This window comes from Streptomyces sp. NPDC044719 (assembly GCF_056433405.1).
This window is the reverse complement of the sequence record NZ_JBWKHE010000004.1, coordinates 196,804-216,352: the sequence shown is the minus strand read 5'-3', so window position 1 is coordinate 216,352 and position 19,549 is coordinate 196,804. Positions and strand designations below refer to the sequence as shown.

The 19,549-nt window shown below is 71.6% G+C and carries 19 protein-coding genes and 2 pseudogenes; 13 read left to right on the top strand and 8 right to left on the bottom strand.

Annotated features, from left to right (window positions below; genetic code table 11):
• Positions 1-153 precede the first annotated feature (153 nt).
• The 4 genes and pseudogenes from AC07DF_RS16945 to AC07DF_RS16930 all read left to right on the top strand — a co-directional run.
• Positions 154-276 (top strand): annotated as a pseudogene (locus tag AC07DF_RS16945) (N-acetylmuramoyl-L-alanine amidase); the annotation flags it as partial.
• Positions 277-381: 105 nt separating this feature from the next.
• On the top strand, positions 382-777 hold the full coding sequence (locus AC07DF_RS16940; RefSeq protein WP_478971374.1) for a luciferase domain-containing protein: 396 nt from the start codon (positions 382-384) through the stop codon (positions 775-777).
• 3 nt (positions 778-780) lie between these two features.
• Positions 781-1,953, top strand: coding sequence for a bifunctional class I SAM-dependent methyltransferase/NUDIX hydrolase (locus AC07DF_RS16935; protein WP_478971372.1), 1,173 nt, complete (start codon positions 781-783; stop codon positions 1,951-1,953).
• 120 nt (positions 1,954-2,073) lie between these two features.
• The gene (locus AC07DF_RS16930; protein WP_478971370.1) at positions 2,074-3,309 is read left to right on the top strand and encodes a phosphodiester glycosidase family protein; all 1,236 of its coding nucleotides are present in this window, start codon (positions 2,074-2,076) and stop codon (positions 3,307-3,309) included.
• Between the two features lie 29 nt (positions 3,310-3,338).
• Here AC07DF_RS16930 and AC07DF_RS16925 read toward each other — a convergent pair whose 3' ends face one another.
• From AC07DF_RS16925 to AC07DF_RS16900, 6 genes are all read right to left on the bottom strand, one after another.
• Positions 3,339-3,533 carry a hypothetical protein gene (locus AC07DF_RS16925; protein ID WP_478971368.1) on the bottom strand — a complete coding sequence of 65 codons (195 nt, stop codon included), beginning with the start codon at positions 3,531-3,533 and terminating at the stop codon, positions 3,339-3,341.
• 111 nt (positions 3,534-3,644) lie between these two features.
• Positions 3,645-4,508 carry a phosphatidylinositol-specific phospholipase C/glycerophosphodiester phosphodiesterase family protein gene (locus tag AC07DF_RS16920; RefSeq protein WP_478971366.1) on the bottom strand — a complete coding sequence of 288 codons (864 nt, stop codon included), beginning with the start codon at positions 4,506-4,508 and terminating at the stop codon, positions 3,645-3,647.
• Positions 4,509-4,723: 215 nt separating this feature from the next.
• Positions 4,724-5,797: an acyl-CoA dehydrogenase family protein gene (locus tag AC07DF_RS16915; protein ID WP_478971364.1), complete on the bottom strand. Its 1,074-nt coding sequence runs from the start codon at positions 5,795-5,797 to the stop codon at positions 4,724-4,726.
• Positions 5,794-6,975 carry an acyl-CoA dehydrogenase family protein gene (locus AC07DF_RS16910; protein ID WP_478972700.1) on the bottom strand — a complete coding sequence of 394 codons (1,182 nt, stop codon included), beginning with the start codon at positions 6,973-6,975 and terminating at the stop codon, positions 5,794-5,796. The genes AC07DF_RS16915 and AC07DF_RS16910 overlap by 4 nt, the downstream gene beginning before the upstream one ends.
• 20 nt (positions 6,976-6,995) lie before the next feature.
• Positions 6,996-7,964: an NADPH:quinone oxidoreductase family protein gene (locus AC07DF_RS16905; protein ID WP_478971362.1), complete on the bottom strand. Its 969-nt coding sequence runs from the start codon at positions 7,962-7,964 to the stop codon at positions 6,996-6,998.
• Between the two features lie 87 nt (positions 7,965-8,051).
• Entirely contained in the window at positions 8,052-8,624 is a 573-nt protein-coding gene (locus tag AC07DF_RS16900) for a helix-turn-helix domain-containing protein (protein WP_478971360.1), read from the bottom strand.
• Positions 8,625-8,701: 77 nt separating this feature from the next.
• On the opposite strand from AC07DF_RS16900, the gene AC07DF_RS16895 reads away from it, so the two are divergent.
• The 5 genes from AC07DF_RS16895 (at position 8,702) to AC07DF_RS16875 (ending at position 13,738) form a co-directional block, all read left to right on the top strand.
• Positions 8,702-9,655, top strand: coding sequence for an NAD(P)/FAD-dependent oxidoreductase (locus AC07DF_RS16895; RefSeq protein ID WP_478971358.1), 954 nt, complete (start codon positions 8,702-8,704; stop codon positions 9,653-9,655).
• A 356-nt stretch (positions 9,656-10,011) separates the two neighbouring features.
• Complete coding sequence (locus AC07DF_RS16890) at positions 10,012-11,550, top strand: ATP-dependent DNA ligase (protein WP_478971356.1); 1,539 nt, start codon at positions 10,012-10,014, stop codon at positions 11,548-11,550.
• On the top strand, positions 11,547-12,014 hold the full coding sequence (locus AC07DF_RS16885) for an NUDIX hydrolase (RefSeq protein ID WP_478971354.1): 468 nt from the start codon (positions 11,547-11,549) through the stop codon (positions 12,012-12,014). The genes AC07DF_RS16890 and AC07DF_RS16885 overlap by 4 nt, the downstream gene beginning before the upstream one ends.
• Positions 12,015-12,090: 76 nt before the next feature.
• On the top strand, positions 12,091-13,476 hold the full coding sequence (locus tag AC07DF_RS16880; RefSeq protein WP_478971352.1) for an NADP-dependent succinic semialdehyde dehydrogenase: 1,386 nt from the start codon (positions 12,091-12,093) through the stop codon (positions 13,474-13,476).
• Between the two features lie 25 nt (positions 13,477-13,501).
• Positions 13,502-13,738 (top strand): DUF6213 family protein, encoded by a 237-nt coding sequence (locus tag AC07DF_RS16875; protein ID WP_478971350.1) that lies wholly within the window; start codon positions 13,502-13,504, stop codon positions 13,736-13,738.
• A 56-nt stretch (positions 13,739-13,794) separates the two neighbouring features.
• Here AC07DF_RS16875 and AC07DF_RS16870 read toward each other — a convergent pair whose 3' ends face one another.
• A complete protein-coding gene (locus AC07DF_RS16870; protein ID WP_478971348.1) occupies positions 13,795-14,460 on the bottom strand; it encodes a transcriptional regulator in 666 nt (221 codons plus the stop codon).
• A 179-nt stretch (positions 14,461-14,639) separates the two neighbouring features.
• Between AC07DF_RS16870 and AC07DF_RS16865 the strand changes: the two are divergent.
• The 3 genes and pseudogenes from AC07DF_RS16865 to AC07DF_RS16855 all read left to right on the top strand — a co-directional run.
• Positions 14,640-15,710, top strand: a pseudogene (locus AC07DF_RS16865) (type III polyketide synthase); the annotation flags it as partial.
• A gap of 1 nt (position 15,711) precedes the next feature.
• On the top strand, positions 15,712-16,926 hold the full coding sequence (locus AC07DF_RS16860) for a cytochrome P450 (RefSeq protein ID WP_478971346.1): 1,215 nt from the start codon (positions 15,712-15,714) through the stop codon (positions 16,924-16,926).
• Positions 16,927-16,933: 7 nt separating this feature from the next.
• The gene (locus tag AC07DF_RS16855; RefSeq protein WP_478971344.1) at positions 16,934-17,449 is read left to right on the top strand and encodes a cupin domain-containing protein; all 516 of its coding nucleotides are present in this window, start codon (positions 16,934-16,936) and stop codon (positions 17,447-17,449) included.
• Here the strand turns inward: AC07DF_RS16855 and AC07DF_RS16850 are convergent.
• Positions 17,446-18,672, bottom strand: a complete 1,227-nt coding sequence (locus tag AC07DF_RS16850) for an acyl-CoA dehydrogenase family protein (protein WP_478971342.1) — start codon at positions 18,670-18,672, stop codon at positions 17,446-17,448. The two genes, AC07DF_RS16855 and AC07DF_RS16850, sit on opposite strands and share 4 nt — an antisense overlap.
• 175 nt (positions 18,673-18,847) lie before the next feature.
• Here AC07DF_RS16850 and AC07DF_RS16845 point away from each other — a divergent pair, with 175 nt between their 5' ends.
• On the top strand, positions 18,848-19,492 hold the full coding sequence (locus tag AC07DF_RS16845; RefSeq protein ID WP_478971340.1) for a TetR/AcrR family transcriptional regulator: 645 nt from the start codon (positions 18,848-18,850) through the stop codon (positions 19,490-19,492).
• The last annotated feature ends 57 nt before the right edge of the window (positions 19,493-19,549 follow it).

The following is a 19,549-nucleotide window of genomic DNA, read 5'->3' as shown; positions in this document are numbered from 1 at the left end:
GAGTGGGCGAGTTGTCCACAATCCCCCGCCCGTCCACCGAACCACGTCGCTCCCTCCTGACGGACCGGCAGGCGCCGTAACGTGATGATCCTTCGAAGCGAAAGGCATCCCGTCATGAACCAGGCAGCATCGCTCCCCAGCAGGCGAGGCGAGAAGCAGGTGTCCGCGCACTATGTGGTGCGCTCGGCCGACGGCCATGTGGCGCAGTGCGTGCGCGAGGCCGACATCGCGTGGCACGCGGGGAACTGGGACTACAACAAGCGCGGCATCGGCATCCCCCGGAACCGGGAACGCACCTCACCTCCCCCGCCCCACCTCACGTCCCGGTTACAAAGCGCTCAACCTCTGGTTGCGGCACGGTAAGCGCGCAACGATGGGGCCATGACTCTGGCCCAGCGCGCCATGGAGCGCCTGCAGGCCTGGCCCGACCTGATGCCGGGCCCGGCGAGTTGCGGTACCGGACGGGCGCTCCGTTCCGTCCGTGACGAGATCGTCCACTTCCACTCGGCACGGGACGTGGACCTCCACCTCACCCGCCGGGCCATCCAGCGGATCCACTACGACCTCGCCGGTTCTAGCGCGATCCACCTGGTTCCCGGATCGTGCTGGGTGACGGTCCACCTCGACTGCGAAGCGGATGTCGACCTGCTGCTCAGCCTCGTGAGCATCGCGCTCAAGGCCCACCAGACCCCGCCCGCCGCCGACGAACCGCGGCTCGTCGGATGCAACTTCCACCGTGTCAGGGTGCTGCCGCGTGACGCCGCCGCGGGCGGCTGAGCCTTGGTGACACGACCGGAGGATGCCAACGCCGAGGCTTGGCGTGCGTACGGAGCCCATCATCTGCGGCGTGGCACGGAACTGTCCGAGGTGACGCGGATCGACTGGGGTGTCGAGGGCACCGGGCCGGGGACCGAGGTGCTCGGGGAGCTCGCGGGCCGGCGGGTGCTGGACCTCGGATGCGGTCCGGCCCGGCACGCCGCCCATCTGGTGCGTGCCCACGGCGCACTGGTGGACGCGGTCGACGCCTCGGCCGGCCAGTACGAGCGGGCCCTCGCCCGGTACGGCTCGCTGCCCGGGCTGCGTCTTGTCCTGGCCGACGCGGTGGAGCATCTGCGCACGGCGGAGCCGTACGACGTCATCTACTCCCTGCATGCCGTCCCGTACCTCGACCCGCACCGGCTGCTGCCCGCCCTCGCAGCGGCGCTCAAGCCGGGCGGCAGGCTCTGCTTCACGGTGCTGCACACCAACTCGGGCGGTGACGGCCCCTCGGACCGGGTCACGGCCCGGCCCGAGATCCTGCGGATGGCCGGCGGCGGTGACATCACCGTCCATATGTGGGTCCTCACCCCGGAGCTCTGGACGGAGTTGCTGACCGAGTACGGGCTGCGCGTGGAGCACGTCGACGTCCTCGACGTACCGCAGGCCGGCAACCACGCGTCCTACCGGCTCTTCCAGGTGACTCGGCCCGTCCGCGTCTCCTCCCGGCCGCGCGTCGACCGGCCGCCGCCGGCCCATGCCGCGCTCGGGGTCGGGGCCATCCTGTTCGGGCCCCGCGGAGTGCTCCTGGGCCGGCACCGGCGCGGGACGTGGGAGCTGCCCGGCGGGACGGTGGAGCCGGGGGAGTCGTTGCGGGACACGGTGGTGCGCGAACTGAGCGAGGAGACCGGGCTCACGACGCGGCCGGAGGACGTCCGGCTGCTGGGGACACTCCTCGACGATGTCGGCGGGGTCGTCCGGGTGACCGTCGCCGCCCGGGTCACCGCCTGGCGGGGCGAGCCGGCGGACCAGCCCGACGAGAGCGTGGGCCGCTGGCGCTGGTTCGGCCTGGACCGGCTGCCTGAACAGCTGTTCGTGTGCAGCGCGCAGGCCCTCACGGCTTGGCGGCCCGGCCTGCCGATCGACCACACGCCCGCGCACTACACGCCGTACACCACCGAGACGGACGGCAGCTGAAGCACCCGGAGGGGTGTGTTTTTCCGACTGTTTCCGCGTAGTCGGCAGTCAGCCGTACTCCTGAGCCCCGACGTCTGGTCCACTGCCCTGAGGACTTCTGACGAGATATCAGGGGGCACGGTGACACGTCGTCACAAGCGGCGCGTAGCAGGCAGAGCGGTACTGGCGTTCCTCACGGCGTTCGGCGCACTGGCCGGTGCGGGTGTGGCGGGGGCGGCTGAGGCCGACGCCGTCCAGAAGCGCGTACGCGTCGCGCCGGGCGTCACGTACGAGCACTTCGACATCCAGGCGGCCAAGGGAATGGCACACGCGCATGTGCTGAAGGTCGACCTGGGCAACCCGCGTGTGCAGGTGGAGCTGCTGTACCCCGGGGCGGTGGCCTCGCGCGCGCAGGTCTCGCGGATGGCCGACGCCCAGGGGGCCGTCGCCGGGGTCAACGGCGACTTCTTCAACATCACCGAGACGCAGCACCCGGGCGTCGAGGCGACCGGCGCGAGCGTGGGTCCGGCGATCACGGCCGGGCGGACGCTCAAGGCGGCCGTGCCGAACGGGCAGCGGTTCGGCCCGGAGCTGCCGCCCGGCACGACCACCGAGGACGTGTTCGGTGTCGGCGCCGACGGACGGGCCCGGCTGGACCGGCTGACCCTCGACGGCTCGGTCCGTGCCTCCGGGACGCGGCTGCCGCTCGGCGGGCTCAACCAGTACGCGCTGCCGGTGGGTTCCGTCGGCGCGTTCACCTCCGAGTGGGGCAGCGCCTCCCGGGTACGCGCCACCTGCGGCACGGACACGGACCGGGCCGCTCCGTGCAGCACCGACACCTATGAGGTGACGGTCCGCGACGGCAAGGTCGTATCGGCCGCCGACACCCCCGGCCGCGGTCCCATCGCCGCGGGGACGACCGTGCTGGTCGGCCGGGAGGCGGGCGCCCAGCAGCTGCGGAAGTTCTCCACCGGCGAAGCGGTCGAGATCGAGCACGGACTCGTCGCGGCCACGAGCGGCGTCCCGTACCGTCTCGCGCTCGGCGGCTACCCGGTCCTCTCGGGCGGTCGGCCGCTGCCGGGGCTGGACGACACGACGTCGGCCGTCCGTACGGCCGTGGGGCTCGCCGACGACGGGCGGCGCATGCTGCTGCTCGCGCTGGACGGTGGCACCGCCTACCGCAGCGGCCTGACGATCGCCGAAGTGGCCGACACCATGCGGCGGCTGGGCTCACGGGACGCCTTGAGCCTGGACGGCGGCGGGTCCTCGACGCTGGTCGCCCGGAAGCCGGGCGCGAGCACCGTGTCCGTACGCAACCACCCCAGTGGCGGGGCCGAACGCGCCGTCCCGAACGGCATCGGCGTGTTCTCGGGCTGACGGCCTCAAGACCGCAAGACCTCAAGGCCTCAAGGCCTCAAGCTGCTGACGATCTCCGCCGTCGCCGTGATGCCGCTGTGGATGGTGGGGGCGATGCTCGTGCCGGCCAGATAGAAGCCGAGCAGCAGGCAGACCAGCGCGTGGGAGACCTTCAGCCCGCCGTTGCGGAGGAAGATCACCGCAAGGACCACGAGCAGCAGCACCACAGAGATGGAAATGGCCATCGTCAACTCCTCCGCCACGCCGCCCTATCCGTTTCACGGCGTTCGGCCGCAAGTGTGGCGTAGCGGAGGGTTCGTCCGGGTGGCTGACCTGTCCGCCGAACGTGTGATGTCCTAGGCCGCCCCGCGGGCGTCCAGGAACGTCTCCAGTCCGGCGAGATCATCGGTGTTGAGGTGGTCGACGTCCGCGGCGAGCAGTTCGGTCCACACCGCGTCACGGGCGGGCCCGGCCAGATCCGGGGTCGCCCAGAACCGCACCTTCTGCCCCCGCGCGTGCGCGGCCCGGACGATGCCCCGCAGCTTCTCCCGCTCGGTATCCGGGAACGCGCCCACGCCTTGCCAAGTGAAGTTGAGCGTCCAGTTGTCGCTGATCAGCGGGATGAAGGAGGCCGAGGCCTGGCTGCCGAGGTCGGCGAGGCGGCCGTCGTAGAAGGCGCGCCGGACGCGCTGGGCCTCCATGGGGGCGCGGGCCGCCCGGTCGCCGGATATCACGGCGGTGACCGGGCCGGGGAGGACACGGCCGTGGGCGTATGTCGTGAACAGGTGGCGGTAGCGCCGCAGATGGCGGTCGAGCTCGAGATACGTCGACGAGCCCTCGGTCTTGATGTCGACGAGGAGTTGCAGGGAGCCGCGGTACCCCCGGTACACGCGGCCCTTGTTGGCCCGGACGCGGGCGGCGAGCGGGTCGAGGTAGAGGGACTCGAGGGTGCGGGACGGGTCGAGGTCCTCCGGGTCATGGGCGACGAGCAACTGGTCGCCCACGAGGTAGATGTCGGCCTCGACGCTGCCGAACCGGTGGTCGAGGGCGTCGAAGAGGGGGCGCGGGTGCTCGTAGTCGTTGTGGGCGTGGGCGCGCCACAACGGGCGGCGCCCGTGCCCTCGTTCGCCGGCCGCCACGGGGCTGGCGGGGAGGGCGACCGAGCCCGCGAGGGCGGCGCCGAGGGTGGTGAGGGCTCTGCGACGGGTGGTGAGGGCCATGCTCTGCCTCCCTGGAAGTGCCGTACGGGAACCCTGTGAGTATGGGTCCCGGCAGGTCCAGGAGGCAGGCCCGTGCGGGGAGTTGGCCGGACTGCCGCCCCGCGTTCACTTCGCCGGAGCGGGGCGCACGGGAAAGCCCGCCCCGGGTGGGACGGGCTTCCCCCGGGGCTTCCCGGGCTTTTCCCTCGCGTCGAACAGGTACGTCCAGGTGTACGTCAGGGGGCCTGAAGGTCGACCAGTTCGGCCAGTGCCTCGCGGTGGGCGCCAGCCGTGCCGTAGGCGATCGAGTCGGCCTTCGCGCGCTTCAGATACAGGTGCGCCGGGTGCTCCCACGTCATGCCGATGCCGCCGTGCAGTTGCAGTGCCTCCTCGGCGGCGTGCACGGCCACGGGTGCCGCGAAGGCCTGGGCCACGGTGACGGACACGTCGACGTCCTCGCCGGTCGCCAGCGCGTCGGCCGCGTTGCGGGCGGCCGCGCGGAGGTTGACGACCTCCAGCCAGAGCTGGGCCAGCCGGTGCTTGAGCGCCTGGAAGCCGCCGACGGGCCGGTTGAACTGCTTGCGTTCCTTCAGGTAGCGGACGGTCTCCGTCAGCGCCCAGTCGGCGAGCCCGAACTGTTCGGAGGCGAGCAGTCCGGCTCCGGCGGTCAGGGCCCGGCGTACGGCGGGTTCGGCGTCGCCCAGCAGACGGCCCGGCACCCCGTCGAGCGTGACGGTGGCCAGCGGCCGGGTCAGGTCCAGGGAGACCTGGGGCGTGACGGTCGCCGCCGTGGCGTCGACCGCGTACAGGCCGCCGTCGTCGGCGGGCACCAGCAGGACGTCCGCGACGGCCGCGTCCGCGATGCCGGTCAGCTCACCGTTCAGTCGGCCGTTCTCGTGCCGGACGACCTTGTAGGCGGCGCCCGGTGCGACGCTGAGGGAGACCGCGAGGGCGCCGATCCGCCGCCCGGACGCCAGGTCGGCGAGCAGGTCGTCGGCGTCGCAGGCGAGCAGGGCCTCGGTGGCGACGACGGCGCTGGTCAGGTAGGGCACGGGAGCGACCGCGCGGCCCAGCTCCTCCAGGACGACGGCGACTTCGCGGTGCGTGGCGCCCTGGCCGCCCTTCGCCTCGGGCACCAGGAGCCCCGCGAGGCCCATGCCGTCGGCGAGCGCCTTCCACGCCTCACGGTCGTGCGGGGTGTCCGACTCGGTGCGGGCGATCACGCCGGGCGCGTCGCAGTGGTCGGCGAGCAGGTCCCGTACGGCGGCCCGCAGCGCCTCTTCCTCCTCGGAGTAGAGAAGATCCGTCATCGGGCCAGGTCCTTCCAGGCGACGTCCTTGTCGGTGCGCGGTTCGGCGGGCAGGCCGAGGACGCGCTCGGCGACGATGTTCAGCAGGACCTCGGTGGTCCCGCCCTCGATGCTGTTGCCCTTGGAGCGCAGATAGCGGTAGCCGGCCTCGCGGCCGGTGAAGTCGACCAGTTCCGGGCGGCGCATGGTCCAGTCGTCGTACAACAGGCCCTCCTCGCCGAGGAGTTCCACGTCCAGGCCGCTGATCTCCTGGTTGAGGCGGGCGAAGGCGAGCTTCATGCCGGCGCCTTCGGGGCCGGGCTGGCCCACGACGAGCTGCTGGCGCAGCCGTTCGCTGGTGAGCCGTGCGACCTCGGACTCGACCCAGAGCTTCAGCAGACGCTGATGCAGGTCGTGGGTGCGCAGCTCGGGCCGCTCGCGCCAGGTCTTGGAGACCGGTCCGATCATGCCGCCCTCGCGGGGCAGCCGCATGCCGCCGATGGCGACGCGTTCGTTGTTCAGCGTGGTCTGCGCGACGCGCCAGCCGTCGCCTACGTCGCCGAGGCGGCGCGCGTCCGGGATCCGGACGTCGGTGAGGAACACCTCGTTGAACTCGGCCTCGCCGGTGACCTGCCGCAGCGGCCGCACCTCGACGCCCGGGTCGGTCATGTCGCAGACGAAGTAGGTGATGCCCCGGTGCTTGGGCACGTCCGGGTCGGTGCGGGCGATGAGGATCGCCCAGCGGGCCACATGGGCGCTGGACGTCCAGACCTTCTGCCCGTTGATCACCCAGCTGTCGCCCTCACGGACGGCACGTGTGCCGAGCGCGGCGAGGTCGGACCCGGCGCCCGGCTCGCTGAACAGCTGGCACCAGACCTCCTCACCCACCCAGAGGGGCCTGAGGAACCGCTGCTTCTGCTCTTCGGTGCCGTACTTGAGGATCGTCGGCGCGGCCATCCCGAGGCCGATGCCGATCCGCCGCGGGTCGTTGTCGGGCGCCCCAGCGGCCTCCAGCTCGGCGTCCACGACGGCCTGGAGGGAACGGGGCGCGCCGACTCCGCCGAGGCCCTGCGGGTAGTGCACCCACGCGAGGCCGGCGTCGAAACGGGCCCGGAGGAAGTCCAGGCGGTCGGTCGAGGCCGGCGGGTGCGCGGCCAGCAACTCCCGTGTACGGGAGCGAAGTTCGTCGGCGCTGATCACAATGCGCTGCTCCGCGCTGGTCATGCTGCTGCCTCCTCCATGACGACGGCGACCCGTCCGGTGGTCAGGCCGTCCGCGACCTTCTGCACGGCGGCGGCCGCTCCCGAAAGCGGGACGCGCTCGCTCACCAGCGGCTTGATCGCGCCCCGGGCTGCCAGCTCGGTGAGCTGCTCGTGGCAGTGCTGGACCAGCTTGGGGTTCTTGGTGTTGTAGAGGCCCCAGTGCAGGCCCATGATCGAGTAGTTCTTCACCAGGGCGTGGTTCAGGGCCGGGCTGGGGATGGTTCCGCCGGCGAAGCCGACGACGATGATGCGCCCCTCGAAGGCGACGACCTTGGCGGACTGGGTGTAGGCCTCGCCGCCGACCGGGTCGTAGACCACGTCGGCGCCCCGGCCGCCGGTGGCCTCCTTGACGGCGGCGACGACGTCCTCGGCGCGCCGGTCGATCACGACGTCGCAGCCCAGCTCACGGGCCACGGCCGCTTTCCCGGGGCCGCCGACGACACCGATGACGGTGGCGCCGGCGGCCTTCCCGAGCTGCACGGCCGCGCTGCCGACCCCTCCTGCGGCAGCGTGGACGAGCAGGGTCTCGCCGGCCTCCAGACCGGCCCGGCGGTGCAGTCCGAACCAGCCGGTCTGGTAGCCGATGTGCAGGGCCGCGGCCTCCGCGTCGTCCAGGGCGTCCGGCGCGGGCAGCAGGGCGGCGGCATCGGCTACGGCGTACTCGGCGAAGCCGCCGTGGGGCAGCGCCGGGTTGGCGATCACCCGGCGGCCGTCCTCGGTCTCGCCGCAGATCTCCACACCGGGGGTGAAGGGCAGCGGCGGCCTGACCTGGTACTGGCCCCGGCACAGCAGGGCGTCCGGGAAGTTGATGTTCGCGGCGCGCACCTTCAGCAGGACCTGGCCGTCGCCGGGCACGGGCCGCGCCACGTCCGCCAGGCGCAACACCTCGCTCGGCTCGCCGTTCTCGTGCACTTGCCATGCCTGCATGCGGTGCCTCCACGGGACTGCTTCGTCTGACCGGGGTCGGTTCGCATACTAAGCGGTCGCTTGCCGATCAGGGAACAGTCATGTGGGTCACGTCTTCCTGGGCCGCGCCCTGACGTGCATCCGTTCCCCCTGCGGACCGAACAGACTGAGGAACTCGACGGGCCCCTCCCCCGTCGACCCGAACCAGTGCGGCACCCGCGTGTCGAACTCGGCCGCCTCCCCCGCAGCGAGCACCACGTCGTGCTCACCGAGCACGAGGCGCAGCTTCCCGGACAGCACGTACAGCCACTCGTAGCCCTCGTGAGTGCGTGGCTCCGGCTCCTGCTTCCGCCGGGGTTCCAGCATCTTGTAGGCCTGCAGGCCACCGGGCTGACGGGTGAGCGGCCAGAGGGTGCGGCCGCCCATCGTGATCGGCTTGGACCGCACGCGCGGATCGCCCGTCGGCGGGGCACCGACCAGCTCGTCCAGGGCCACCTGGTGGGCGCGCGCGATCGGCAGCAGCAGTTCCAGACTGGGTTTACGCAGTCCGGACTCCAGGCGCGACAGGGTGCTGACGGAGATGCCGGTGGTCTCGGAGAGCGCCGCCAGGGTCACTTCCCGCTCCTTGCGCATCTGCCGCAGCCGGGGGCCCACGCCGGCGAGTACCTCGTCCGTAGTCATGGTCGTATTGCAGGTTCGGCAAACATGTTTGTCAATCCCGTAACGCCGGGGCGACGCTCGGTGCCGGAGGTGGTCACATGACCGAGAAGTACGCAGTCGTGGTCGTCGGCGGCGGTGCCGCGGGCCTTTCGGCGGCGCTGGTGCTGGGCCGGGCCCGGCAGCACACGCTGGTCGTCGACGCGGGCGAGCCGCGCAACGCGCCCGCCGCGCACATGCAGGGCTTCCTGACGCGGGACGGGATGCCGCCCGCCGAGTTCCTCGCCGTCGGCCGGGAGGAGATCGCACGCTACGGCGTGGAGCTCGTGCGGGACCGGGTGGTGCGGGTGGAGCCGGGCGGGGGCGGCGCCGCGGAGCGGGGTGAGGACTTCGACGTGGTGCTGGCCGGCGGGCGGACCGTGCGCGCCCGGCGGCTGGTCGTCGCGACGGGGCTGAAGGACGAGCTGCCGGCGGTCCCCGGGCTGGCCGAACGGTTCGGCAGGGACGTGCTGCACTGCCCGTTCTGCCACGGCTGGGAGGTGCGCGACCAGCCGTTCGGCGTGCTCGGTACGTCCCCGAAGAGCGTGCACCAGGCGCTGATGGTCTCCCAGTGGTCGAAGGACGTGCGGTTCTTTCTGCACACGGTGGCCGAGGAGGAGCTGTCCGACGAGGATCTGCGCCGGCTCGCCGCGGCCGGGGTCGACGTGGTGCCGGGCGAGGTCGCGGGGCTGCTGGTCGAGGACGACCGGCTCACCGGCGTCCGGCTCGCCGACGGCACGACGCATGCCCGCTCCGTGCTGTTCGCCGCCCCGCACGCGGTCCCGCAAACCGGCCTGCTGGAACAGCTCGGCGCCGAGCTGCACGAGACGCCCTTCGGCGCGTACCCCGTGATCGACCCGACGGGCCTGACGACCGTGCCCGGAGTGTGGGCCGCCGGCAACGCGATCGGCTTCGCCGAGCAGGTCGTGCACGCGGCGAGCGGCGGCTACCGGGCGGCGTCCGCGATCGTCGGGGACCTGCTGATGACGGACCTGGACGCGGCCGCCGGGCTGTAGCGGACCGCTCCCCGTCCGGTCGGCGACCCGCTCATGCCGGACCCGGACCCGCCCTGGCTCCCCGGCGCCCCCGGCCCGCCGGGCACGCAGCGAACTCCCTCCGGAGAACCTGGAGCGCCCGTGCGGGAGCGGAACGCCGGCCCGCCGCCGACCCCGTACCCCGGCACCGCAGGCAGGCCCCTCGGCGACGGCCGCTACCCTCGGCCCGCCGCGCACGCAGCGAACTCCGTGCGGAGAAGCTGGAGCGTCCGTGCGGGAGCGGGAGCGGCCCCCGCGTCATCGGCGACCCGCCGCCCGCCGCACCTCGGCTCCGCAGCCCGGGTGTAGAGGCGGCGCCTGAGGTGCACCATGGCTGCATGCTGCTGCACCGGCTGGCCCGAGTGTCCCAGGAGGTCGCCGCCACCTCGGCGCGGTCCCGGAAGACGGCCCTGCTCGCGGAGCTGTTCCGGGACGCGGAGGCGGACGACGTGCCGATCGTCATCCCCTACCTCGCGGGACGGCTGCCGCAGGGCCGGATCGGCGTCGGCTGGAAGGTGCTGAGCCGCCCGGTCGCCCCGGCCGCCGAGCCGGGTCTGACCGTGCGGGAGGTGGACGCCCGGCTCGCGGAGCTGAGCAAGGTCGCCGGCCCTGGCTCCCAGGCGGAACGGGCCCGTCTCGTCGGGGAGTTGATGGGCGCGGCCACCGAGGACGAGCAGCGGTTCCTGCTCGGGCTGCTCACCGGCGAGGTGCGGCAGGGCGCGCTGGACGCCGTCGCGGTCGAGGGACTGGCCCAGGCGACCGGGGCGCCCCCGGCGGACGTACGGCGGGCGGTGATGCTCGCGGGCTCCCTCCAGGCGGTGGCCGAGGCGCTGCTCGCGGACGGCCCCGCCGCCCTGGACCGCTTCCGCCTCACGGTCGGCCGCCCGGTCTGGCCGATGCTGGCCCACAGCGCCTCCTCGGTCGCCGAGGCGGTGGACAAGCTCGGCGCCTGCGCGGTCGAGGAGAAGCTGGACGGCATCCGCGTCCAGGTGCACCGGGACGGCGACACGGTACGCCTCTACACCCGCACCCTCGACGACATCACCGACCGCCTGCCCGAAGTGACATCCGCCGCGCTGGAGTTGCGGGGCGAGCGGTTCATCCTGGACGGGGAGGTGATCTCCTTCGACGAGGGCGGGCGCCCCCGCTCGTTCCAGGAGACCGCCGGTCGCGTCGGCTCACGCACGGACGTGGCGACGGCCGCCCGCGCCGTCCCCGTCTCCCCCGTCTTCTTCGACGCGCTCTCCGTCGACGGCCGCGACCTGCTCGACCTGCCGTTCGCCGAGCGGCACGCGGAACTGGCCCGGCTGGTCCCCGAGCCGATGCGGGTGCGGCGCACGACGATGTCAGGCCCGGACGACGTGGGCACAGCGCAGGAGTTCCTCGCCGAGACCCTGAAGCGCGGGCACGAGGGCGTCGTCGTCAAGGCGCTCGACGCCTCCTACAGCGCGGGGCGGCGCGGTGCCTCCTGGCTGAAGGTCAAGCCCGTCCACACGCTCGACCTGGTGGTGCTGGCCGCCGAGTGGGGCCACGGCCGCCGCACCGGCAAGCTCTCCAACCTCCACCTCGGCGCCCGCACCGCCGACGGCGGCCTCGCCATGCTCGGCAAGACCTTCAAGGGCATGACCGACGCGCTGCTGACCTGGCAGACCGAACGACTCCGCCGGCTCGCCGTCGACGACGACGGACACGTCGTGACCGTACGCCCGGAACTCGTCGTCGAGATCGCCTACGACGGTCTGCAACGCTCCACCCGCTACCCGGCCGGCGTCACCCTGCGCTTCGCCCGTGTGATCCGCTACCGGGAGGACAAGCGCCCGGAGGACGCCGACTCGGTGGAGACGCTGCTGGCCGCGCATCCGCAGGTGCGCCCGTGAAGCGCAGTGCGGGCCTGCTGCTCTTCCGGAGGGGACCCCGCACCGACGACGGCCCGGAAGTTCTGCTCGGCCATATGGGCGGCCCGTTCTTCGCCCGGCGCGACGCCGGGGCGTGGACCGTCCCCAAGGGGGAGTACGAGCCCGACGAGTCCGCCTGGGCGGCCGCCCGTCGCGAGTTCGAGGAGGAACTGGGGCTGCCCCCGCCCGACGGCGAGGCCGTCGACCTGGGCGAGGTCCGGCAGACAGGCGGCAAGATCGTCACGGTGTGGGCGATCGAGGCGGACCTCGACCCGGCGACGATCGCGCCCGGCACGTTCCGGATGGAGTGGCCGCCGAAGTCGGGACGGCTCCAGGAGTTCCCCGAACTGGACCGGGTCGCCTGGTTCACCCTCGACCGGGCCCGCGAGGTGATCGTCAAGGCGCAGGCGGCGTTTCTCGACCGCCTGGCGGAGCACTCGCCCTGAGGAGACGCTCCCGCGTTGCGGTCCTCTCCGCCGCGCGGGAAGGTCGAGACACAGCCCGCTTTGAGGGAGGTCAGCCATGCCCATCGCAACGGTGAACCCGGCGAACGGCGAGACGCTCAAGACGTACGAGGCCATGGGCCAGGAAGAGATCGAGCGCCGGCTCCAGCTCGCCGAGGCCACCTTCCGCACGTACCGGACGACGACGTTCGACGAGCGCGCCCGGCTGCTGAACAGGGCCGCCGACCTCCTCGAGGAGGATCAGCAGGACATCGCCCGCGTGATGACCACCGAGATGGGCAAGCCGATCCAGCAGGCCCGGGCCGAGGCCGCGAAGTGTGCAAAGGCGATGCGCTGGTACGCCGAGCACGCCGAGGAACTGCTCGCCGACGAGGAACCCGCCGGCGCCGATGTGAAGGACTCGGGCGCCTCACGCGTCCGCGTGCGCTACCGGCCGCTGGGTCCGGTGCTGGCGGTGATGCCCTGGAACTTCCCGCTGTGGCAGGTGATCCGCTTCGCCGCGCCCGCGCTGATGGCGGGGAACGTGGGTCTGCTCAAGCACGCTTCGAACGTTCCGCAGACCGCCCTCTACCTGGAGGACCTGTTCCACCGGGCGGGCTTCACCGAGGGCTGCTTCCAGACCCTGCTGATCGGCTCCGGCGCGGTCGACGAGATCCTGCGCGACGAGCGGGTCAAGGCGGCCACCCTCACCGGCAGCGAGCCGGCGGGCCGCGCGGTCGCCTCCACCGCCGCCGAGATGATCAAGAAGACGGTGCTGGAGCTGGGCGGCAGCGACCCGTTCGTCGTCATGCCCTCCGCCGACATCGACCGGGCGGCGAAGGTCGCGGTGACCGCGCGGGTGCAGAACACCGGGCAGTCCTGCATCGCCGCGAAGCGGTTCATCGTGCACACGGATGTCTACGACGCCTTCGCCGAGCGTTTCGCCGAGGGCATGAGGGCGCTGAAGGTCGGCGACCCCACGGCCGAGGACACCGAGGTCGGGCCGCTCTCCAGCGAGCAGGGACTGCGCGATGTGGAGGAACTGGTCGACGACGCGGTGCGCGGCGGCGCGGAGGTGGTGTGCGGTGGCGAACGGCCCGAGGGGCCCGGCTGGTACTACACGCCGACGATCCTCGCCGGTATCACCCGCGAGATGCGCATCCACCGGGAGGAGGCGTTCGGTCCGGTCGCCACGCTGTACCGGGTGGCCGACGTCGACGAGGCCGTTCTGATCGCGAACGACTCGCCCTTCGGGCTGAGTTCGAACGTGTGGACGCGGGACGAAGCCGAGGTGGACCGGTTCGTACGGGATCTGGAGGCGGGCGGTGTGTTCTTCAACGGGATGACGGCCTCCCATCCGGGGTTCCCGTTCGGCGGGGTGAAGCGGTCCGGGTACGGCCGTGAGCTGTCCGGGCACGGAATCCGGGAGTTCTGCAACATCACGACCGTTTGGCACGGTGCGTGAGTCTTGCGGGGCTACGATCCCGTCTGTGAACCGCGAAGTGACTCTGCCGTTGATCGTCGACGACCACGGGACCTTGCAGGTGGCTGCGGCGGATGTCAGCAAACTGTTGCGGACGTTGGGGGGGCGGTGGGTGCGGCTGGTGGAGAGCGGGGAGTCGGGGCTGGACGAGGACACGGTCGCCGCGTTGACGATCGAGCTCGCGAAGCTGGCTGATCGGATTGATGTGGCGTGTATTGCGCACAGCAGTGGGGGTGCGACCTGAGTTGTGCGGGTGCGGGTGCGGGTGCGTGGGGGTTGATCGCGCAGTTCCCCGCGCCCCTAAGGAACTGCACTCAACGCGTTCCAGAACATCGCCTCGTATTGCTGAAGCAGGCGCCCGTGTCCGTGTGCCAGGGGCTCGTTCAGCTGGCCGGTGTCCAGACCCGCCTGTACCGCCGCCACGGCCTTCTCGTCCAGCTCGGGTGACGGCTCCGCGAAGAAGTCGAAGAACGCGCAGGCCTCGTCCGGGAAGGCGTAGTGGGCCCGCAGGGCCTTGGCGATCGTCGCGCAATAGCCGCCCCACGCCGAGAAGTTGGCCGACAGGGCCAGGACGACATCCGCCGGCGAGCCGTTCAGGGAGAGCCAGGCGACGTACGCGGGGTAGGCCTGGCAGCCGGCCAGCGGCTCGTACGACGCCGCCGTCGCGTCGTCCACGCCGCACGCCTGCGCGAGCGAGGGCAACAGTTCCTCCGCCAGTGCCTCGCCCTCCGCGAGGCTCCGGAAGAAGGCCGCGGCCTCGGGGGCTGTGACGAGGGAACGCTCGGCCAGATGGAGGAACGCGCGGCGGTCCGCGGGGATCACCCAGGACTGTTCCAGGGCGAGGGCGGCAAGGGCGGTGCGCGGGGCCGTGCCGTGGGCGATCCGGGGGACCAGCGGGTTGGACCGCGGGTCCGGGGCGAGGCGGGTGGTGGTCGTCCGCAGCAGGTCCCGGGCCGTGCGCGTCATCGCGTCCTCCGTCGGTGGGTGTCTCGGGACAGGTCTGCCCCGAGCCTGACACGAGGTCCCCGAAATGGAGCAGTCCGACGCGAACTCGGCGTCCCACCGGGTGATCGTGGGATGACCACCCTCTGAGGTGAACCACCTTCTGACCGGGAGGCGCAGGGCCTTCCGGGAGGCGAAAGCAGGCACGGTTCATGGCGACTTTGTGCAGACCCTCGGTGTCCGTTCCAGAGCACGTGATCACGATGGAGGAGACGCTTGAGCTGGCGCGTGAGCGCCACGCCGATCACCCCCAACTGCCGCTGGCCCTCCGGCTGATCGAGAACACCGGCGTACGCACGCGGCACATCGTCCAGCCCATCGAGGAGACCCTGAAACACCCCGGGTTCGAGGACCGCAACAAGCTCTACGAGGCCGAGGCGAAGGCGCGGGTGCCCGCCGTCATCCAGGAGGCACTCGACCACGCCGAGCTGCTCACCACCGACGTGGACGTGATCATCTACGTGTCGTGCACGGGCTTCATGATGCCCTCGCTCACCGCCTGGCTGATCAACGAGATGGGATTCGATCCGACCACCCGGCAACTGCCCATAGCCCAGCTGGGCTGCGCGGCCGGCGGAGCGGCGATCAACCGGGCCCACGACTTCTGCACGGCCTACCCCGAGGCCAACGCCCTGATCGTGGCCTGCGAGTTCTGCTCGCTGTGCTACCAGCCCACCGACATCGGTGTCGGCTCGCTGCTGTCCAACGGCCTGTTCGGTGACGGTATCGCCGCCGCCGCGGTCCGCGGCCGGGGCGGCGAGGGCATCAGCCTGGAGCGCAACGGCTCGTACCTGATCCCGAAGACCGAAGAGTGGATCATGTACGACGTACGGGCCACCGGCTTCCACTTCCTGCTCGACAAGCGGGTGCCGGCCACCATGGAGCCGCTCGCCCCGGCGTTGAAGGAGCTGGCGGGAGACCATGGCTGGGACGCCTCCGACCTGGACTTCTACATAGTCCACGCGGGCGGTCCCCGAATACTCGACGATCTCAGCACCTTCCTGAAGGTCGACCCGCACGCCTTCCGCTTCAGCCGGGCCACGCTCACCGAGTACGGCAACATCGCCAGCGGTGTCGTCCTCGACGCGCTGCGCCGGCTGTTCGAGGAGGGCGGCGCCCACCACCGGGCACGCGGGCTGCTCGCCGGGTTCGGACCCGGCATCACCGCCGAGATGGCCGTGGGCCGCTGGCACCGTGCGGACGAGACGATGTGAGATGAGCGAAGAGACGATCACCGAAACGCTGCCCCCGGTCCGCGACTGGCCCGCGCTCGATCTGTCCGGCACGGACTTCGACCCGGTCCTGCGGAAGCTGATGGACGAGGGCCCGGTCACCCGCGTCAAGCTGCCCAACGGCGACGGCTGGGCCTGGCTGGTCACCCGCTACGACGACACCCGGATGGTGACCAACGACCCGCGCTTCAGCCGCGAGGCCGTCATGGACCGGCAGGTCACCCGGCTCGCACCGCACTTCATCCCGGCTCGTGGCGCGGTCGGCTTCCTGGACCCGCCGGACCACACCCGGCTCCGCCGCAGCGTCGCCGCCGCGTTCACGGCGCGCGGGGTGGAGCGGGTGCGCGAGCGGTCTCGCCGCATGCTGGCGGAACTGGTCGACGAGATGCTCCAGGACGGCCCGCCCGCCGACCTCACGGCGGCCGTGCTCAGCCCGTTCCCCATCGCGGTGATCTGCGAGCTGATGGGCGTCCCGGCCGCGGACCGGCAGGACATGCACTCCTGGACCCAGCTGATCCTGTCCTCCTCGCACGGCGCCGAGGTCAGCGAGAAGGCCAAGCAGGAGATGAGCTCCTACTTCGCCGATCTGATCGGCGTACGTGAGGGCAGCAAGGGCGAGGACGTCGCGTCCCTGCTCGGCGCCGCCCTGGGCCGTGGCGAGATCACCCTGGAGGAAGGGGTGGGACTCGCGGTGCTCCTGCAGATCGGCGGCGAGGCGGTCACCAACAACAGCGGCCAGATGTTCTACGTCCTGCTGACCCGGCCCGACCTGGCCGACCGGCTGCGCGCCGAGCCGGAGATCCGCCCCGGGGCCATCGACGAACTGCTGCGCTGGATCCCCCACCGCAACGCGGTCGGCCTGTCGCGGATCGCCCTGGAGGACGTGGAGATCAAGGGCGTGACGATCCGGGCGGGCGACGCGATCTACGTGTCGTACCTGGCCGCGAACCGCGACCCCGACGTCTTCCCGGACCCGGAGACGATCGACTTCCTGCGCAGCCCCAACCCCCATGTGTCCTTCGGCTTCGGCCCTCACTACTGCCCGGGCGGGATGCTGGCCCGGCTGGAGTCGGAGCTCCTGGTCGACGCGCTCCTCGACGGCGTTCCGGGCCTGCGGCTCGCCGTACCCCCCGAGGAGGTGCCCTTCAGGAAGGGCGCGCTGATCCGCGGGCCCGAGGCCCTGCCCGTGACGTGGTGAGCGGGCGATGACGGAAGGACTGCTCGTACCACCCGGCCACGGCCGGGTGGTACAGGCGCCCGCCCAGCACGTCACCTTCAAGGTGACCGGCTCGCACTCGCGCATGGCCTCCACCTTCGAGGTGGTCGTGCCTCCGGGCTTCGACGTCGGCGCCCATGTGCACACCCGCAGCGAGGAGTTGTTCTACGTACTCGAGGGCGAGCTGGACGTCCTCGCCTTCGAGCCGCGTGTCCGCACCCCCGACAACTGGCAGCAGTGGGAGTCCACTTCGGGCAACCGGGTGGTGCGCGCGACGCCGGGAACGGTGATCGTCGTACCTCCGGGCTGCCCGCACGCGTTCGCCAACCCGACGGGCGAACCCGCGAAGATGTTCTTCCAGGCGAGCCCGCCGCCGGATCACGAGCGGTACTTCGAGGAACTGCTGGAGATCCTCGGCGGCGGAGGCCCGCCTGATCACACGGCGATCGCGCAGTTGCGGGCGCGGTACGACATCGAGCAACTGACGCCGCTCAGGCACGGTTAGCGGATGGGCGTGCCGGCCAGGGTGCGGGCGATGACCAGTCGCTGGATCTCGCTCGTCCCCTCGAAGATCGTGTAGATCGCGGCATCGCGGTGCATCCGCTCCACCGGGTACTCCCTGGTGTAGCCGTTGCCGCCCAGGATCTGGATCGCCTGGCCGGTGACCTTCTTGGCCGTCTCGCTCGCGAACAGCTTGGACATCGAGCCCTCGGCGGCGGTGAACGGCCTGCCGTTGACCGCCATCCAGGAGGCGCGCCAGACGAGGAGCCTGGCGGCGTCGATGGACGTGCGCATGTCGGCGAGCTGGAAGGCGACACCCTGGTTGTCGATGATCGGGCGGCCGAACTGCTCTCGGGTCTTCGCGTAGTCGAGGGCGACCTCGTACGCGGCGCGAGCCGTACCGACGGCCATCGCGCCGACGGCGGGGCGGGACGCCTCGAACGTGGCCATCGCCGCGTTCTTCACACGCTCCCCGCCCTGCTTGGCCTTCTCACGGGCCCGGGCGAGCCGCTCGTCCAGCTTCTCCTTGCCGCCGAGCAGGCAGGAGCCGGGAACGCGCACGTTGTCCAGGACGACCTCGGCGGTGTGCGAGGCGCGGATGCCGTGCTTCTTGAACTTCTGCCCCTGGGCCAGACCCGGCGTGCCCGCCGGGACGATGAAGGACGCGTGCCCCTTGGAGCCGAGCTCCGGGTCGACCACCGCGACCACGACATGGACGTTGGCGATGCCGCCGTTGGTCGCCCAGGTCTTGGTGCCGTTGATCACCCACTCGTCCTTGGCCTCGTCGTACACGGCCCGCGTGCGCATGGAGGCCACGTCGGAGCCGGCGTCGGGCTCGGAGGAGCAGAAGGCGGCGACCTTGACATCGTTCGCGTCGCCGTACATCTGGGGGATCCAGGTGCCGATCTGCTCCTCGGTGCCGTTGGCGAGGACGCCGACGGCGGCGAGGCCGGTGCCGACGATGGACAGGGCGATGCCCGCGTCGCCCCAGAAGAGCTCCTCCATCGCCATCGGTATGCCGAGGCCGGTGGGGTCGAAGTACTGCTGGGCGTAGAAGTCCAGGGAGTAGATGCCGACCTTGGCGGCCTCCTGGATGACCGGCCAGGGAGTCTCCTCACGCTCGTCCCATTCGGCGGCCGCGGGGCGGATCACATCGGTGGCGAAGCCGTGCAGCCAGTCCCGGACCTCCTTCTGTTCGTCGTTGAGCTCCATGGTGAACTCGGCCATGTCGTCCCCTCCAGCGGCGCCACACGTGCATGTTACTTGCGGTAACACCATCCTGTTACCGGTCGGTAGTCGAAGTCAACTCCTACCGACCGGTCGGCACCCGTTCGATGCCCGGTGCATGCTTGGGTGTTAGTTTGCGCTGGCGTCATCGAAACAGCACGGGTGGGGAGAGCACATGGACACCACGCAGCGGACCGATCAGCAACGGTCCGCCGACCGTCGGCGGCGTGAGCTGCTGGAGGCCGCCGACCGGGTGGTGCTGCGCGACGGCCCGCAGGCCTCGATGAACGCGATCGCCGCGGAGGCGGGCATCACCAAGCCGATTCTGTACCGGCACTTCGGCGACAAGGGCGGACTTTACGCGGCCCTTGCCAAGCGGCACACGGACGCGCTGCTGGACTCACTGCGGGCGGCGCTCGACGCGCCGGCCGACCGGCGGGAGCGGGTCGAGGCGACGTTGGACACGTACCTCACGGCGATCGAGCTGCGGCCTCAGGTGTACCGGTTTCTGATGCATCCGGCGGAGGGCAGCCAGCCGGGTGATCAGGGGTTCGATGTCGGCAAGCACAGTGCGCCGTTGCTGCGGCGGATGGGTGAGGAACTCGCGCAGGTCATCGAGGACCGGCTCGATCTCGGGCCGGGTGGGCAGCAGCTGGCGCGGGTGTGGGGGCATGGGATCGTCGGCATGATGCATGCGGCCGGGGACTGGTGGCTGGGGGAACGGCCGTGTTCTCGTGCGGAGTTGGTGCGGAGCTTGGCGGACCTGTTGTGGGGTCGGCTTGCGGCTGCGGGAGACAAGGTCGGCGGTCCGGGGTTCTGACCGTCGTTCGCCGTGTGCGGGCCGGTGGGGGTTGTTCGCGCAGTTCCCCGCGCCCCT

Bases quoted from the DNA above. Each gene is read 5' to 3' on its own strand.
- AC07DF_RS16940 (WP_478971374.1), top strand. From the start codon at position 382: ATGACTCTGGCCCAGCGCGCCATGGAGCGCCTGCAGGCCTGGCCCGAC.
- AC07DF_RS16925 (WP_478971368.1), bottom strand. From the start codon at position 3,533: ATGGCCATTTCCATCTCTGTGGTGCTGCTGCTCGTGGTCCTTGCGGTG.
- AC07DF_RS16920 (WP_478971366.1), bottom strand. From the start codon at position 4,508: ATGGCCCTCACCACCCGTCGCAGAGCCCTCACCACCCTCGGCGCCGCC.
- AC07DF_RS16915 (WP_478971364.1), bottom strand. From the start codon at position 5,797: ATGACGGATCTTCTCTACTCCGAGGAGGAAGAGGCGCTGCGGGCCGCC.
- AC07DF_RS16905 (WP_478971362.1), bottom strand. From the start codon at position 7,964: ATGCAGGCATGGCAAGTGCACGAGAACGGCGAGCCGAGCGAGGTGTTG.
- AC07DF_RS16900 (WP_478971360.1), bottom strand. From the start codon at position 8,624: ATGACTACGGACGAGGTACTCGCCGGCGTGGGCCCCCGGCTGCGGCAG.
- AC07DF_RS16895 (WP_478971358.1), top strand. From the start codon at position 8,702: ATGACCGAGAAGTACGCAGTCGTGGTCGTCGGCGGCGGTGCCGCGGGC.
- AC07DF_RS16890 (WP_478971356.1), top strand. From the start codon at position 10,012: ATGCTGCTGCACCGGCTGGCCCGAGTGTCCCAGGAGGTCGCCGCCACC.
- AC07DF_RS16880 (WP_478971352.1), top strand. From the start codon at position 12,091: ATGCCCATCGCAACGGTGAACCCGGCGAACGGCGAGACGCTCAAGACG.
- AC07DF_RS16870 (WP_478971348.1), bottom strand. From the start codon at position 14,460: ATGACGCGCACGGCCCGGGACCTGCTGCGGACGACCACCACCCGCCTC.
- AC07DF_RS16860 (WP_478971346.1), top strand. From the start codon at position 15,712: ATGAGCGAAGAGACGATCACCGAAACGCTGCCCCCGGTCCGCGACTGG.
- AC07DF_RS16855 (WP_478971344.1), top strand. From the start codon at position 16,934: ATGACGGAAGGACTGCTCGTACCACCCGGCCACGGCCGGGTGGTACAG.
- AC07DF_RS16850 (WP_478971342.1), bottom strand. From the start codon at position 18,672: ATGGCCGAGTTCACCATGGAGCTCAACGACGAACAGAAGGAGGTCCGG.
- AC07DF_RS16845 (WP_478971340.1), top strand. From the start codon at position 18,848: ATGGACACCACGCAGCGGACCGATCAGCAACGGTCCGCCGACCGTCGG.